This is a genomic window from Dyadobacter sp. HNCC25DJ184 (assembly GCF_056895215.1).
Genome location: NZ_JBXHAQ010000001.1, coordinates 410375 through 425184, shown reverse-complemented (window position 1 = coordinate 425184; position 14810 = coordinate 410375). Strand labels below are relative to the sequence as shown.

Genomic DNA, 14810 nt, shown 5'->3' with positions numbered 1-14810 from the left:
AGTTTGAAGTGAGTTATTTACCGCCCAGGTTACCGCTAACTTTCATAGAATCAGCTGCTCTATGAATCGCTTTTCGAATTCGGTCATAGGTACCGCAGCGACAAAGGTTTCCCGCCATCGCAGTATCGATATCGGCATCGGTAGGATCAGGTTTTTCTTTAATCAAAGCCACGGCCGCCATTATCTGCCCTGACTGGCAATACCCGCATTGCGGAACCTGTTCTTCTATCCATGCTTTCTGAACAGCATGTAGCTGTGTTTCGCCAATACCTTCTATGGTTGTAATCTTATCAGACTTATTCAATGTCGATACTGCAGTTACGCAGGATCTTGTCGGCTGCCCATTTACATGAACGGTGCATGCGCCGCATAATGCCATTCCGCAACCAAACTTGGTTCCTTTCAGGCCCACAAAGTCACGTACAACCCAAAGCAAAGGCATATCGGGATCTACGTCAACTTTAATTTTTTTATTATTTACGCTTAGATTGTAAATGCTCATAGCAATAAAATCAAGATACAATGATGGTGAATATAGACTTCTAAATCAGCGGAATATGGCTCAATTCCAGCACAAAAAGTAACTCAAAAATCAATAGTTAACTACTTAAAATTAACTAAAAAACCCTCAAATACACAATACCTAAAATAGCTCTGGAACGATTATCGATGAAAATCAACCTTATCCGCCTGAACGACACGATTTGCCTCCTGAAAATGTTCCCGCAGATTCGGAATCGGTAATTGGAAGAATTTGTACATCACAAAAAAAGAGACCGAATTTAGTTCAGTCTCTTCCAAAGCAGGAAATTTTCCTTAAACAACAGCTTCCTGTTTTTGAGTTATTTCTGCGAGTGCGCCATTCCAAATCGATATTCTTTTTTGCAAAGCCAAAACGGAGGCTTTGGTCGCTTCATTCCACTTTTCGTTATCGTTACCACACAAATTTGCCGTCATTTGTAACGCCAGATGGCTGTGGTGATCTCCGTCCACCTCAATATGCCTTTCCAGGTAATATTTAAAAATCGAGATGCGCTCCGGAAACTTTTCGCTCAGGTCATTTACGATCGAAACAAACATTCCAGGTATAAGATCTTCTCGTCCAAACGTAAAAACAGCAGCTTGAAGGTAGTCCTTTTTGCTATGGATGGTATGGAAAGTGTAGCCAACAAAATCTCTGATTTCCGGTTCAGCTCCGCACAGATCAAAGGCTGCTTCAATGCTTGCTCCATTCTGAAGTGCCTCGGTAAAAACATTAATCTGAGTCAAATCACATCCCAACTGCTCCATGGCGTCAAGATATAGTTCAAAATGACTTTTCTTGTTCCCAAAACTGTCGACATCCGATTCCTCTCCAGCCACAATCTCGTTGATGAGGCTCCGCGTTTCAGGATCGCCCTTCGGAAACCACGGCACCGATGTGCAGGTTAGCTCGTTTTGCAGCGATTTTAGCAACGACATAAAGTCCCAAACCGCGAAAACATGGTATTTCATAAAAACCCGTAAATCCCCGGGCGATGCAATCGATGAATATAGCGGGTGACTGATAATCTCATTCCTCAAGGGCTCGATTGCCTCAGCTATTCTGTTTATGTGGTTACTCATTACTTCTTATTAAATCTTTAATCAACTCATCCCTGAAAACCTCAGACTTACTAATCTACTTGCTTAACTTCCAGCAAGAATTTGTCTTGACCCTCTATATCTCTGCCAAGACTGCTTTGGGTCCTATCTTTCCGTCTCTGTACTAGATAGGAGTAATATTTTTCTTCCAGGGATGCAAAACAAATAATTTATCTGCTATCCCTCAACTTTTCCGTTTGATCCAAGAAAACGTGATCACTCAGCACCAAGTTCCAGCTATCCGGCAATAAGTTAGATAGGGGAACACTGCAAAGCCGCGAAATCATGAGATACCTCTCCATCGGAATTCTCTTTTTACCGCTCAGCCAGTTATGTATTGTACCTTGGCTCACATTCAGCCTTTCGGCAATTTCGGGCTGCGATACTTGATTTTCGACGTAATATGCGTGTAGCGCCTCCTCTGCTGTCATAAAGCAACTTTAAAGTTTGAAAGGCAGGTCATTTAATTTTAACCTGACCAATTTGGTAAATTTCAATCTTTCAAAAAGAAGCTTTCTACACCGTTGTGAAAACAAATATATGGAACTGTTCTAAGTATTAAAACAGTTGTCAGCGCGGTCGAGCAAATTCACCATCGGCACTTTTCTCTAATCACCTACTTCTCAGAATATTATATTTTACCTTACATGTGATATTAAAATAACTATCTGATTTTTTATGTCTCCGTTACTAGACTGAAATCAATAACCTAAATTATTACCTTGGTAGTTGGTCGTCCAAAAACCATTCCTCAATATTGCATCCCAATCCGAAACAATACCTGGCCAGGAAGTGGAAGGTTGATTTATCAATTATTTAAAATCAAATTTAGTAATGAAAAAATTATCTTTGGAAGAGCTGAGAGCTCAGAAATCAGGACAAATTAAAGGAAACCTAGAAGCAATAAGCGGTGGCTGTTGCTTACTAATATGGGCCCTCAAGGCTAAGCACTGTCAACCAGCAGCAACACCGGAACCAGTGGTTGTTCCACCTGTGAACTAACACCTGGTCAACGGGATATCAAATTGGTAGCACTTTAATTAGTGCTATCAATTTGTCAATCGAGTATAGATAGAAAATAGTTAATTTATATCAGCGATTTATTTAACGCGAAACCTTGACACTTTTTGGTAAACTTAATTTTTGATAAAAGATAATTTATATTGCAGGCAACATCTACAATTATTGAGGTATTTATTGAAACATTTATCACAATCTTAGTTATAATAACGACCACCTATCGTTTTTACGTATTAATTAAGAATAAGTACTATTATTTAAAATTCATCAGCCCGAAGGCCTTCGCTATTATTGTCATATTAGACGATTAAATATTAAGAAGAAAACTAAGATACTCTACACTGAATTTATCAGGAAGCTATGAATGTCTCCCTGGATTGAATTCAACTTCTCAGCCATTTTAGGCTTCGGTATTTGATACACCTGGCAGGTGTCTAATCCCTTCTCAAAACTCATTTTTTTACTCACCCGTTTAAAAGGCAGGTTATTATTTATGCTCTTGCTCAATTATTACCTTTCAATCTCTGAAATAAGTTTTCGACAGTGCTGTTGAGACAAGCTACGAAATCACCGGACTATCAAAATAGTTGACTATTCTTCTGGTAATTCGCAAGGACTCGACCGAAAGAAATGATATCTACCTAATTATGAGACAATTGAAAAGAATATGCATCGCAAACCGTTAATATTTAATGTTGATTTATTATTCAAACAGTTGGATTAGAGATCGATGACTCAAATTATTACCAGGGTAGTAGAATTTTTAAAACCCATTTCTCAATATTGTGTCACAATCTGAAACAATACCTGGCAGATTAATGTATTTTAATCCGCCCAATTCATAATATGCATAGTTAAATTTAAAATGTGATGAAGATTGCAGTGTTTGTAAAATTATTTCTAATCATTGGTCTTTGTTCCCAGTACTCGTTTACGATAAAACCTGACAGAATCTACCACAACCGTCCCAGCGATTTTGGGATGAAATATAAAGAATATAAGGTAAAGACACACGATAACATTGACCTAAATGTTTGGGAAATTCAAGCTGTATCGCCGCTTAAAAAACAAGTATGTATAATCCTTTGTGCCGGTGATGCAGGCAATATGGGGTATTATATGCAGCAAACAAAAGGTCTACTACAAGGTGGGTTTGATGTAATACTATTTGATTATAGAGGATTTGGTGAAAGCTCAAATTTCAAAATTGACAGCACGCTACTATTTCATAGCGAGTTTTTGACCGACTATGAGGCAGTATTCAAAGACGTGAAGGCTAGGAAAAAAGGGAAAATCGGTGTTTTGGGATTTTCAATGGGAGGATATTTTCCCATGGCTGCCAGAGAAAAGCCGGATTTTATTGTCCTAGATTCAGCAATGCTTAATTTGAATGGCGTATTGCAGAGATTAAACAAACCAAATTTAAAGCTTCCTCAAAATTACTCCAAAATCCTACCCCATGTTGTCCCAACCATTGCTTTTTGGGGACAGGATGACAAAATAACCAGAGCTACTGACAATATTTTGTGGAATAAACAACAAATAAATGTGAATTATAAAGGCGGACATATGCAACTGTTTCAAGTTTTAGAACCCTTTCATATTATTGGAACTTTGGAGCGGTTTACCCTTTAATACTATGAAAATTAATAGTTTCAAATTGGATATTGATTTAATTGGATTTAATCGGCTATCCTTATCCAATACAATCCTTATGGAGTTTTATAAGGAAGTCCCTGCTTTAATTCAGTTGCTGAATTACGAAGACGATTCTATTTTTTTGGAGCCTTCGTTGTTTTGCTATTTTCTCTCTGATATAGAGAGTAAATGCAAAATCCCATTACTTCAGTCTGTCCTCGGCTTCCTGGCCGCTAAGCGGCCAAAAGGAATTTGGGACTTTGGAAGAGCTAACAAAAATGACAGAAATTAAATAATCAGTTTGTTAAACAAAAAATACCCCTTCTATCGCCAATACGATCGTATGGACTGTGGTCCGACATGTATTCGCATGATCAGTAAATTTCATGGCAAATCTTTTGACAGCACCTATCTTCGACAAATTGCCAATCTTGGAGGTGATGGCACCACGATGGGGGGCTTGGCGGACGCAGCGGAGAACATTGGATTTGGTACGTTGGTACTCGGCGCAGATTACCGTACGTTGGCAGAACAAATACCGCTTCCCTGCATAGCCCATTGGAGACAACATCATTATGTAGTTGTATACGAAGCATCACCCACCAAAATAATTGTAGGTGATCCCGGACACGGACTAATTACTTATACAAAGCAAGAATTCCTGAAAGGGTGGATACCTGAAAAGAATGCGAAGGAAGACTCCGAAGGAATACTGATGTTATTCGAAACCACTCCTGCATTCTTTACCCAGAAGGGCAGTGATACTCCGAAAAAATCAATGACAGGGTTTGTGTCGCGCTATTTCAGGCCATACCGCGGTTATGTTTGGCAGCTTTTCCTGGGCCTGCTCCTCGCCAGTCTACTCCAGATAGGACTGCCGTTTTTGACCCAGGGAATTGTGGATACCGGAATCAATACTCGTAATTTAAATTTCGTAACGGTGGTGCTGATGGCACAGCTGGCACTTTTCATCTCCCAGTCCGGTCTTAGCGTGATCAGAAACTGGATATTGTTGCATATAACCAGCCGTATAAATCTACGTATGTTGTCAGATTTTTTGATGAAGCTGATGAACTTACCTATTTCGTTCTTTGAATCGAAATCAACAGGCGACATTATGCAAAGAATCCAGGATCACAACCGCGTACAGGCGTTTCTATCTGCAACCACACTGGATGCACTTTTTTCTACGGTAATATTAACCATTTTTGGTGCAATACTTTTCCATTATAATCCTCAGCTTTTTTTCGTTTTCATTGTCGGATCCGGGATATACATGGGTTGGGTATTATTGTTTATGGCCAAAAGGGCTAGAATTGACTATCAGTATTTTGACCAGGCCTCGGGCAATCAGAGCAGTACGATTCAGCTCATCGACGGAATGCAGGAAATAAAACTGAACGGATCCGAAAAACGCAGGCGATGGGAATGGGAAGCAGTCCAGGCAAGATTGTTCAAATTAAATATTGCCGGCCTCTCTTTATCCCAGTCTCAAAATGAAGGTGGCCGATTTATTAATGAAGTTAAAAACATATTCATTAGCTACATAGCTGCTAGGTCGGTTATTAATGGAGAACTGACACTGGGAGCAATGCTTTCTGTGCAATATATTATTGGACAGATGAACGTTCCGATAAACAACTTTATAGCTTTTATCAGGAGTTATCAGGATGCTAAACTTAGCATAGATCGTCTTGCTGAAATCCACAATATGACTAATGAAGAAAACCCTGACGAGCAACTGATCAATGAATTGCCAGACGACAAGTCAATCCGGATATCAGGATTGGATTTCCGCTACGGAAGTAGCAGTTCGCCATTGGTGCTTAATAATATCAGCTTCAATATTCCGCAAGGCAAAATCACAGCCATAGTAGGTGCAAGCGGGAGCGGGAAAACGACCTTATTAAAATTGCTGCTTAAATATCACGAACCCATTGCTGGAAAAATAGAGGCTGGCAATGGAAATCTAAAAAATATAAGCTATAATTTTTGGCGGAAGCAGTGCGGAGTTGTGATGCAGGATGGATATATTTTTGCAGATTCGATCGCCCGAAATATAAGCGAGTCAGACGAAAATGGTGCAATCGATCGCAAGAAACTTAAACAGTCAGTTCAAGTTGCCAACATAGGGAGTTTTGTTGAAGAATTACCCAATGGGTATAACACCAAAATAGGAACCAGCGGGATGGGAATCAGTGGAGGACAAAAACAGCGCATCCTGATCGCCAGGGCAGTCTATAAAAACCCGGAATACATTTTTTTTGATGAGGCAACCAGCGCTTTGGACGCCAACAACGAAACTGTGATTATGAGAAATCTGGATGAATTTTTTAGGGGTAAAACGGTAGTGATTGTCGCTCATCGCCTAAGCACGGTAAAAAACGCCGATCAGATTATTGTTTTAGACCGGGGATCTATTATTGAAAAAGGGACACATCCGGAACTGGTGGCGAATAGAGGTTATTACTACACTTTAGTGAAGAACCAGTTAGAGCTTGGAAACTGATGGAAGATACAAACGAAGTTATAGATCTAAGAAGCGAGGCTGTCAGTGACTTTCTCGAGAAACCTTCCCAATGGCTTGTACGCTGGGGGACGCTGTCTTTATTTGCTGTTTTAATGATCGTCTTCGCAATCGGGTGGCTAATACATTACCCCACCATTGTCAGCGTAGATTTCAGGCTCATTTCGGACAACCTTCCCAAAGCGGTGATACTTAAAACAGATGGGCACATTGAAAAGTTGTTTGTTAAAGAAAATCAACAGGTCGAGACGGGAGAGATACTGGCATATGTAGAAAGTACGTCCGCTCATGAGGAGATATTGAATCTTGAAAGAGAATTAGATAGGATAGGAAATGTTGTAAAGGGGAAAAATATATCCCAGATTGGACTAATTCCATTGCGTAATTTCGAGCATTTGGGAGAAGTTCAGAATGCCTACCAAAGTTTTCAACAGAGTTTTGTACAAATAAAAGCTTTGTATGCAGATGGGTTTTATCACAAGAAACGAGAATTGTTGGTAAATGACATCGAGCGTGCGAAAACCATGGATATACAATTGCGTGAACAGCGGGATATATATGTGAGGGATTCGGAACTGGCAGAAAAGGAGTATAAGGTCAATAAAAAACTGCACACGGAAAAAGTAATAGCTGATCTGGAAATATATAAAGAAGAAAGTAAGGTATTAGCAAAACAACTACCCATTAAAAATGTTGAGACCTCTCGTATTAACAACGAAACACAGATGAATGCAAAACAGAATGAATTGTTAGAGCTCGACAGGACTGTCCAGGAGCAGACTGAAAATTTTGGACAGGTATTAAACACCCTTCGTAGTGCAATCCAATCCTGGAAGTCTCGATATTTGCTTGTTGCTCCTACGGCCGGAAATGTATTTTTTTCAACTATTTTACAGGAAAAGCAGTCACTTAGGTCGGGAACGGAGGTGATGTATATCGGCACTAACACAAAAAAATATATGGGTGAAATCCGTATCCCGCAAGCAAACTCCGGCCGAGTAAGCATCGGACAGCGTATCCTGGTAAAATTTCAGGGTTACCCCTTTGAGGAATATGGGGCAGTGGACGGAAAAATCACTTCCATTTCAAAGGTTCCATCACCGGATAATACATATTTTGCAGCCACTGTATCCCTACCCCATGGGCTCACGACAAATTTCAATAAAATACTTGTATATAAAACAGGCATGGCCGCTTCGGGTGAAATTATTACTGAAGATCTCAGACTAATTGAACGTCTATTCTATCAAGGAAGAAGGATATTACTTAGCCGTTGATTTCTTAAAAAGAAACCTGTTTTCATATTGTCGTTTATTAACAACGTAGGCTGTCAAAATTTCTCCCAAAAAGGCTTTGAGATAATAATTTGAGGGCTACAATATACCGCCCCAAACAATATCAACATAAGCATGACCTCAAATTCTGATCCGTACGATAGCTGAGGCAGCTACTTTAGATCGAAGGCAGCAATAGGCCGATTTAAAAAACGAGCAAATTTGTACCTTTGATAACCCGAAAAGTTCGATATCACCGTCAACTTGATGGCGATTGACCTAGCGGAAACCAACGGATCTCTAAACAGCTTGCGAACTACTCACTCTTTACTGCTTAAATAAACATCCTGCAAAAATATCTCAACTGCAACTATGATGTTCCAAAAAAAATTCGGCCAGAAAATTCTTGGATTATGCATAGCTATATCGGTTCAGTCGGACGTTTTGGCGCAACAGGAAAAACCTGAAATTGACAGTAAAGCCCAGGAAAGTAAAATCACAAATAATGTGATCATAAATGATAGCCTTTATCAAAAGCTTTTCACTACATCAAATAATTGGAAACTGATACAAATTAACGGAAAGTCGCCTGTTGCAGATGGCGCTTTTCTGGTTCTGGACCGTTCGACTGGTAATTTCAATGGCAATAATGGCTGCAATACGATGACGGGGCAATTTGTTGTGAAAAATGGAAAAATCTCTTTCAGCAAAATCATGACTACTTTAATGATATGCGAAAACGATGCTAATAACCAGTTGGAACGAGACTTCTCAAAGTTGCTCAAAACACCTTTCGAATTCGATATCGCAGACCAGACACTCAACCTCTATCATAACAATCAACTGGTGCTTATGTTCGGCATCATAAGATACTGAAATAGCGTCTTGAAATTCGAAACAAACGCTAGTAATATACGTAGTTACCCTCCCGTGAGTACAATCCCTTGAGGTGTCTGAGAGTTAGCACCTTCCGGATAAACAAAAGTAAGCTTTTGCCCCGTTGCGTCTGCCTCTTCCAGAAGCTCGTATACCTTTCTTTCTCCCACCATCAATAGTGCCTGAAACAAAACGCACGCATATTCATATTCCTTGCTCTTCAAACCTTTTGACGAACCCAAATCGTAATAGTGGCCAAACAAATCTTTACCCTTTCCCATCTTATATTTTTGTTTCCATTAATCACCACACCTGCTTCCCATAGCAGGCACCAATCCATGTACAATAAAAGAATTTTTTGGAGAAAAAACCAGATTTTTTGGTGCAAGAAGAAAAAGACGTTTTTCTGTAAAAAAACGATTCAATACGGTATTTTAGAGATTGAATGGTTTGGATTCGATTCCCTCAAACTTTTACAAAGTGGCGCCATTTCCGATACAAAATTATTTGACAAGACGATCAACCGGAAAATGATATTTGTAAAAGGGCCGGATGGCAAAGTATCAAAAGTGATCAACGATCAGATCAATATCGCGTGGGAAAAGCCCAGACTCAAATGAGCTTTTAAGAAACAGAGAGCCTGCCTTTCCCGGAAGACAAGCTCTTTGTTTTTATCAAAACTACTGAATATTTATGCTTGTGGGGAAAAGTCAGATAGTTGATTACCGTCCTTACACCGAAAATATCCCCGACATATTCCTGGGCAAGCATCCTTTCTTTTTCATCGGCCACTGTTCCCTCCAGATATGCATCTCTGTGCAGAACGCGGACACGAATAAATTCAGCATGAATTTCATGTAAAAAAAGCGCAGCCAGTATGTTTTGGGTCAACTCCTGGTCTGTTTGTTCATGAGCATCTTCATCGCTCCAGTATTCTGTATTTTCGGAATTCGCACGCATAATTCAAAACGTTTCCTTATGATTTGTTTGTTGACGAAGTAACAATATTCCGGATCTAACCGGAAACGCGCATTAGCACAGGTTGAGATTATACCAATGCGCGTGTGCGATCAAGAAACTTTTTTGAAATATGAAATTTCTCCATCCAAGGAAACCATCAACACTTCCTCGTGTCCATCTTTCGTTATTGTCACGAAATAATGGTTAGCATCCTCAAATTGAGTACCAAACATCAGCATATCAGAATCATTATTCACATTGTCGTCGTACTTCACTACTGCTCCAATTACATATCCTTTGCTTTTGTAGTCCTTCTGAATATTTTTCTGGGCATTGGCCGGAATATCTGAGAACTTCTCATTGGTTGTGGTGCCAACAAGCTTAGCATAATAATCATAATATGCCGTCTTTTTAGTGCCATTCTGAACAAATGTAACTTCGTCAAATTGCGGGCCACGAATCCACGTTGCACCCGAAACATTTCCAAAATCGACTAAAAATGAATTTTTGGCCGTTTGGCTAACTCGTTTGCCCTCTAATTTACGTAATGCCTTACGTTCGGCTTTCTTTTCTGTTTTTTGCTCTTTTTTTACCTCCTTAGTTGCGGTTTGAGCTTGGGTTTGTAGCGATACAATTGCGAAAAGTGCTACAGCGACGGATGCGATTATCTTTTTCATCTTTTTTTTGGTGATTGTGAATCAATGATCCAAAACTATATCCGGCACTCAAAACCGGAAATAGAAAATAGGTAGAAAGGCAAAACCTGTCGGCAAAACCCTCCAAAGTGTCTTTTGTTTCGGACGGAACGGCCTTTGTATTGATATATGCGGCTTTTTTTGGACATGTAACAACTCCGCCATCAAGAACTTGCGTATTTCCGGTTACAATTTTCTCCAAATAAAGTTGACTCAAAACTCTACTTTCTTTGCTTTCAAGTTTCTATCATTGTATCCGTTTTCAAAGAAACTCACCCCAACAGGTGAACTATCAGGTTTTAAATTATGAACTGTCTAATCGTCGACGACAACATCATTGCACGCGGCGCAATGAAGCAATTGATTCAACAGACCAATGATCTCGAACTTCTTGGAGAATATGAAAATGCCATTGAAGCGTTTCAGAAAATTATGTCTGAAAGTATTGATTTGCTTTTCCTTGACATTGAAATGGAAGGTATGACCGGCATCGAGCTGGTAAAAAGCCTTTCTAATAAAAAGACCATCATTATTTTCGTAACCGGCAACCGTGAATACGCATCCGAGGCATTTGAGCTCAACGTAGCCGACTATATCACCAAACCTATAATGCCCGCGCGTTTTTTACAAGCAGTTGAAAAGGCGAAGGAAATTCAGCGAAGCAGAAGTCAGGAAGTGAAAGTTGAAAACGACAGCTTCATATTTATTCGTGATTCGAATATTGTGCGCAGGATTAATATAGATGATATACTTTTTGCTGAAGCCACCGGCGACTATGTCAAACTATATACTTCAGAATCTTTTTACTCCATTCACTCTACGCTCCGGCAGGTCGAAGCCAAACTGCCCGATACCCGGTTTTTGCGCGTGCATCGTTCCTTTATCATTCAAGTCAGTAAGATTGATACCATCGAAGGTGGCACGTTGATCATTAACCGCAAGACCGTTCCTGTTGCCGATACATATCGGTCAGCGCTCAGCAAACGCCTGAGAATTATCTAATGCCCCCCTGTTAAACGATCATTCTTACCCTTTGAGCGAGAGAACAGGCCTGTCTGACTCCGGTGCATTGTCTATGCTTTGGGATTGACGTAGTTTTATATGTTGAGTTAAAATAGTTAGCATATCAGGTCAATATGAAAATCAGGCAATTCTCCTTTACTTTCATTGCAACCAGTTTCGCAATTGGAATAGCACTCCTGCTCGTTGTGCAATATTTCACAAACGGCAATGTCAAAACCCTTATAAGGAGTAATGAGGTGTTGCTTAAACACTACGCGATGAGTGGGCATTTGACGGAGTTGCAAAAAGATCTGCTGATCGTCGAAAATAGAATCAAACTCGCCGTCATCACGGGCGACTCCATCAGCATTGGCAACATCGATACCCACATTGCAAAAATAAGGGAGCATGCGCTTTTCCTGACGCGGAATAGTGACTCGGAGTATCAACCTGATATTGCTCAACTCAGCAAAATGCTTGAGCAGAGAATGGAGTTTGACCGAGTTTTAATCGACAACTTTTATTCGGCCGGAAGACCTGCGGCGGTTCGATTGATCAGCGAAAAAGAACCACTCCAGAGTGGAGATGGTATTAAGAACCTGATCGACAAGCTCAATATCTCCATGAATTACGCCCTGGCCAAAAAAACCGAGGCGGTGGATCAGAATGGCAATAAGGTGTTGAAGTATAACCAATATATTCTGTTTCTGGTATTGTTTTTAATCGTGGGAGGATTTCTGCTCATTTCGACCCGGAATAAAAAACAGGCTGAATTAATTGCAAAGCTCAATGAAAGTGAACGTAAGCTTAGAGATGCGGCGCAGATCAAAGAGAACTTTCTAGCCAATATGAGTCATGAAATCAGGACTCCGTTGAACGCCATCCTGGGGTATACCGATCTGATCCAGCAAAAACAGCTCGACTCCGAATCCCGCCTTCATATTCAAACCGTTCAGCAGTCTGGACAGACATTGCTAACAATTGTAAATGATATTCTTGATTTGTCTAAAATCGAATCAGGAATGATGCGTATTGAGAACGCCCCTTTCAGCCTTAAAGAACTGGTTCAATCGGTGACGACCATGTTTACCCACAAAATTGAAGATAAGGGTCTTTTCATAACTACTCAATTTCCTGAGAACGCCCCGGATCTATTGAATGGTGATGCAACACGCCTCTCACAAATTCTTGTTAATCTAATTGGGAATGCAGTAAAGTTCACAGTCAATGGAGGCATTATCCTCACAATCAAAGCGCAGAAAACTGGTGCCAATAAGGTGGATATCGAATTTAATATTCATGACACTGGAATTGGAATTGAGGAAAACAAAATTGATAGCATATTCGAAAGGTTTCGGCAGGCCGAAGATGCTACAACCCGCAAGTTTGGCGGAACCGGACTTGGACTTTCGATAGCAAGGGATCTGGTTCATTTACAAGATGGAACCATTGAACTAAAAAGTACACCGGGAATAGGCACCACTGTAATTGTCCGCATACCTTATCATACAGTTTCCTCTGATCAAACTCAGCAAAGTTCACCTGCGGCACATCGTGATTCGCTTCAACACGAAGGAATAAAGGTGCTTATCGTTGAAGACAATATTGTGAACCAGTCTCTAATGGCTCAGTATATGAACGGACTCGGAATATCATACAGAGCAGTTGGTGACGGGAAGGATGCGATTGAAATTCTGAAACACGAATCCTTTGACCTCGTCTTTATGGATATTCAAATGCCTGAAATAGACGGATATGCCGCAACTATGGAGATCAGGAATAATCTAAAGCTTAACCTTCCGATTATTGCAATGACTGCGCACGCCATGGCTGGAGAACGAGAAAAATGCATAAGTTTTGGAATGAATGATCATATCGCAAAGCCAATTTCCCAGACTAAAGTTAAATCAACTATTGAAAAGTATATCGGGCTTAACAATACCTCTCCACCAAAACAACCAATTGATATTAAAGAATATAAACTGATTAACCTTCGATATATGAAGGAAATAAGCGGGGGTAATCTGGAATATGAAAAAGTAGCCACAAGTCAATTCGTTGACCTGATTCCACAACAAATTGGCGCTTTGCAAAAAGCTTTAAACCGGGGAGATTCAACTAAGGTTAAACGGATAGCGCACGATATGATTTCTACTGTTTCGATTATGGGACTAAGCGAAATTTTGAACGATGACCTCGACGCCCTCAAATCACATAGTTTATCCGACGAGGAGATCCAGCGGGAAATTTTCAATAGAATAAACGATATCTGTGGCGAGGCCTTGAAAGAGGCCCGGTCATATTACCTCCATTTTCAGTAAACCATCATGCAATTCTACCCATGAAATATTTATTACTTCTTGTTCTCGGATTAAGTCTCGGGAATTTTTGTAAAGCTCAAACAATCGCACCGGACAATGGGACCTGGTTACGGCAGTTATATCAGGATCAATCTTACATGTCAAAAAAAGATCAGGTTGACAAAGAATTCGCCCACGCCACTCCCGGCAGCTGGGGCGAATTTGTAAAAGGCGTTGACACTGACCTGGTAACAAACAAAAAGCTGCTGGCCCTCACATTCGATGCATGTGGTGGCCCACACGGCAGCGGATATGATGCGCAACTGATCAATTATCTCAGAGAAAAAAGGATCCCGGCCACATTGTTTGTAACCGGAAAGTGGATTGATGCGAACTACAAAACGTTTCTGGAACTTAGCAAAGACCCGCTTTTTGAAATCGAAAATCATGGGTTGAATCACCGTCCTTGTTCAGTAGATGGCGAAAGTGAATATGGGATAAAAGGAACACCGGACGTCCCAGATGCATTTGACGAAATAGAAGCCAACGAACGAAAAATCGAGTTCATAGCAGGCAGGAGACCCACATTTTTCCGTTCAGCTACGGCTTTTACCGATGAAGCCTGTGCCAAAATTGCCCATCAACTGGGGGTCACTATGATCAGTTTTGATGTGCTATCTGGTGACGCGGTTCCGTTTACACCCGCCAAAACGATTGAGGAAAGTATATTGACCCACGTCAAACCGGGCGCACTGATTATTATGCATTTCAATCATCCGGAATGGAACAACTTTGAGGCACTTGAAAAAACACTTCCCATTCTGCAAAAAAACGGCTACTCTTTTGCAAAACTGCAGGACTATCCTCTGAAAGGGAAGTAAGCACTTATACTCAC

Annotated in this window: 14 protein-coding genes; 8 read left to right on the top strand and 6 right to left on the bottom strand. The window is 40.4% G+C overall.

What is annotated here, in order from left to right; translation table 11 throughout:
* Positions 1-13 precede the first annotated feature (13 nt).
* From AC1XUD_RS01695 to AC1XUD_RS01685, 3 genes are all read right to left on the bottom strand, one after another.
* Positions 14-502: a (2Fe-2S)-binding protein gene (locus AC1XUD_RS01695; protein ID WP_483359205.1), complete on the bottom strand. Its 489-nt coding sequence runs from the start codon at positions 500-502 to the stop codon at positions 14-16.
* Positions 503-816: 314 nt separating this feature from the next.
* Positions 817-1605, bottom strand: a complete 789-nt coding sequence (locus AC1XUD_RS01690) for a DUF3050 domain-containing protein (RefSeq protein ID WP_483359204.1) — start codon at positions 1603-1605, stop codon at positions 817-819.
* A gap of 188 nt (positions 1606-1793) precedes the next feature.
* Complete coding sequence (locus tag AC1XUD_RS01685; protein ID WP_483359203.1) at positions 1794-2054, bottom strand: YdaS family helix-turn-helix protein; 261 nt, start codon at positions 2052-2054, stop codon at positions 1794-1796.
* Between the two features lie 1570 nt (positions 2055-3624).
* On the opposite strand from AC1XUD_RS01685, the gene AC1XUD_RS01680 reads away from it, so the two are divergent.
* The 4 genes from AC1XUD_RS01680 to AC1XUD_RS01665 all read left to right on the top strand — a co-directional run bounded on the left by AC1XUD_RS01680 (position 3625) and on the right by AC1XUD_RS01665 (position 8958).
* Positions 3625-4278, top strand: a complete 654-nt coding sequence (locus tag AC1XUD_RS01680) for an alpha/beta hydrolase (protein WP_483359202.1) — start codon at positions 3625-3627, stop codon at positions 4276-4278.
* A gap of 304 nt (positions 4279-4582) precedes the next feature.
* Positions 4583-6790, top strand: coding sequence for a peptidase domain-containing ABC transporter (locus AC1XUD_RS01675; protein ID WP_483359201.1), 2208 nt, complete (start codon positions 4583-4585; stop codon positions 6788-6790).
* Positions 6790-8085: a beta-barrel domain-containing protein gene (locus AC1XUD_RS01670; RefSeq protein WP_483359200.1), complete on the top strand. Its 1296-nt coding sequence runs from the start codon at positions 6790-6792 to the stop codon at positions 8083-8085. Before AC1XUD_RS01675 ends, AC1XUD_RS01670 begins: the two co-directional genes overlap by 1 nt.
* Positions 8086-8454: 369 nt before the next feature.
* Positions 8455-8958, top strand: coding sequence for an META domain-containing protein (locus tag AC1XUD_RS01665; RefSeq protein WP_483359199.1), 504 nt, complete (start codon positions 8455-8457; stop codon positions 8956-8958).
* Positions 8959-9002: 44 nt separating this feature from the next.
* On the opposite strand, the gene AC1XUD_RS01660 is transcribed toward AC1XUD_RS01665, so the two are convergent.
* On the bottom strand, positions 9003-9239 hold the full coding sequence (locus tag AC1XUD_RS01660) for a hypothetical protein (protein WP_483359198.1): 237 nt from the start codon (positions 9237-9239) through the stop codon (positions 9003-9005).
* 57 nt (positions 9240-9296) lie between these two features.
* On the opposite strand from AC1XUD_RS01660, the gene AC1XUD_RS01655 reads away from it, so the two are divergent.
* Entirely contained in the window at positions 9297-9578 is a 282-nt protein-coding gene (locus AC1XUD_RS01655; RefSeq protein ID WP_483359197.1) for a hypothetical protein, read from the top strand.
* Positions 9579-9582: 4 nt separating this feature from the next.
* Here AC1XUD_RS01655 and AC1XUD_RS01650 read toward each other — a convergent pair whose 3' ends face one another.
* A complete protein-coding gene (locus AC1XUD_RS01650; RefSeq protein WP_483359196.1) occupies positions 9583-9918 on the bottom strand; it encodes a BON domain-containing protein in 336 nt (111 codons plus the stop codon).
* A 110-nt stretch (positions 9919-10028) separates the two neighbouring features.
* Positions 10029-10595, bottom strand: a complete 567-nt coding sequence (locus tag AC1XUD_RS01645; protein WP_483359195.1) for a hypothetical protein — start codon at positions 10593-10595, stop codon at positions 10029-10031.
* 324 nt (positions 10596-10919) lie between these two features.
* Between AC1XUD_RS01645 and AC1XUD_RS01640 the strand changes: the two genes are divergently transcribed.
* From AC1XUD_RS01640 to AC1XUD_RS01630, 3 genes are all read left to right on the top strand, one after another.
* A complete protein-coding gene (locus AC1XUD_RS01640; RefSeq protein ID WP_483359194.1) occupies positions 10920-11615 on the top strand; it encodes a LytR/AlgR family response regulator transcription factor in 696 nt (231 codons plus the stop codon).
* A gap of 134 nt (positions 11616-11749) precedes the next feature.
* Positions 11750-13936: a response regulator gene (locus AC1XUD_RS01635; RefSeq protein WP_483359193.1), complete on the top strand. Its 2187-nt coding sequence runs from the start codon at positions 11750-11752 to the stop codon at positions 13934-13936.
* 20 nt (positions 13937-13956) lie between these two features.
* Entirely contained in the window at positions 13957-14796 is an 840-nt protein-coding gene (locus AC1XUD_RS01630; RefSeq protein WP_483359192.1) for a polysaccharide deacetylase family protein, read from the top strand.
* Positions 14797-14810 lie beyond the last annotated feature (14 nt).

Excerpts from the sequence above, each read along its gene's own strand:
- AC1XUD_RS01695 (WP_483359205.1), bottom strand. The coding sequence starts at position 502 with ATGAGCATTTACAATCTAAGCGTAAATAATAAAAAAATTAAAGTTGAC.
- AC1XUD_RS01690 (WP_483359204.1), bottom strand. The coding sequence starts at position 1,605 with ATGAGTAACCACATAAACAGAATAGCTGAGGCAATCGAGCCCTTGAGG.
- AC1XUD_RS01685 (WP_483359203.1), bottom strand. The coding sequence starts at position 2,054 with ATGACAGCAGAGGAGGCGCTACACGCATATTACGTCGAAAATCAAGTA.
- AC1XUD_RS01680 (WP_483359202.1), top strand. The coding sequence starts at position 3,625 with ATGAAATATAAAGAATATAAGGTAAAGACACACGATAACATTGACCTA.
- AC1XUD_RS01670 (WP_483359200.1), top strand. The coding sequence starts at position 6,790 with ATGGAAGATACAAACGAAGTTATAGATCTAAGAAGCGAGGCTGTCAGT.
- AC1XUD_RS01665 (WP_483359199.1), top strand. The coding sequence starts at position 8,455 with ATGATGTTCCAAAAAAAATTCGGCCAGAAAATTCTTGGATTATGCATA.
- AC1XUD_RS01660 (WP_483359198.1), bottom strand. The coding sequence starts at position 9,239 with ATGGGAAAGGGTAAAGATTTGTTTGGCCACTATTACGATTTGGGTTCG.
- AC1XUD_RS01655 (WP_483359197.1), top strand. The coding sequence starts at position 9,297 with ATGTACAATAAAAGAATTTTTTGGAGAAAAAACCAGATTTTTTGGTGC.
- AC1XUD_RS01650 (WP_483359196.1), bottom strand. The coding sequence starts at position 9,918 with ATGCGTGCGAATTCCGAAAATACAGAATACTGGAGCGATGAAGATGCT.
- AC1XUD_RS01645 (WP_483359195.1), bottom strand. The coding sequence starts at position 10,595 with ATGAAAAAGATAATCGCATCCGTCGCTGTAGCACTTTTCGCAATTGTA.
- AC1XUD_RS01640 (WP_483359194.1), top strand. The coding sequence starts at position 10,920 with ATGAACTGTCTAATCGTCGACGACAACATCATTGCACGCGGCGCAATG.
- AC1XUD_RS01635 (WP_483359193.1), top strand. The coding sequence starts at position 11,750 with ATGAAAATCAGGCAATTCTCCTTTACTTTCATTGCAACCAGTTTCGCA.
- AC1XUD_RS01630 (WP_483359192.1), top strand. The coding sequence starts at position 13,957 with ATGAAATATTTATTACTTCTTGTTCTCGGATTAAGTCTCGGGAATTTT.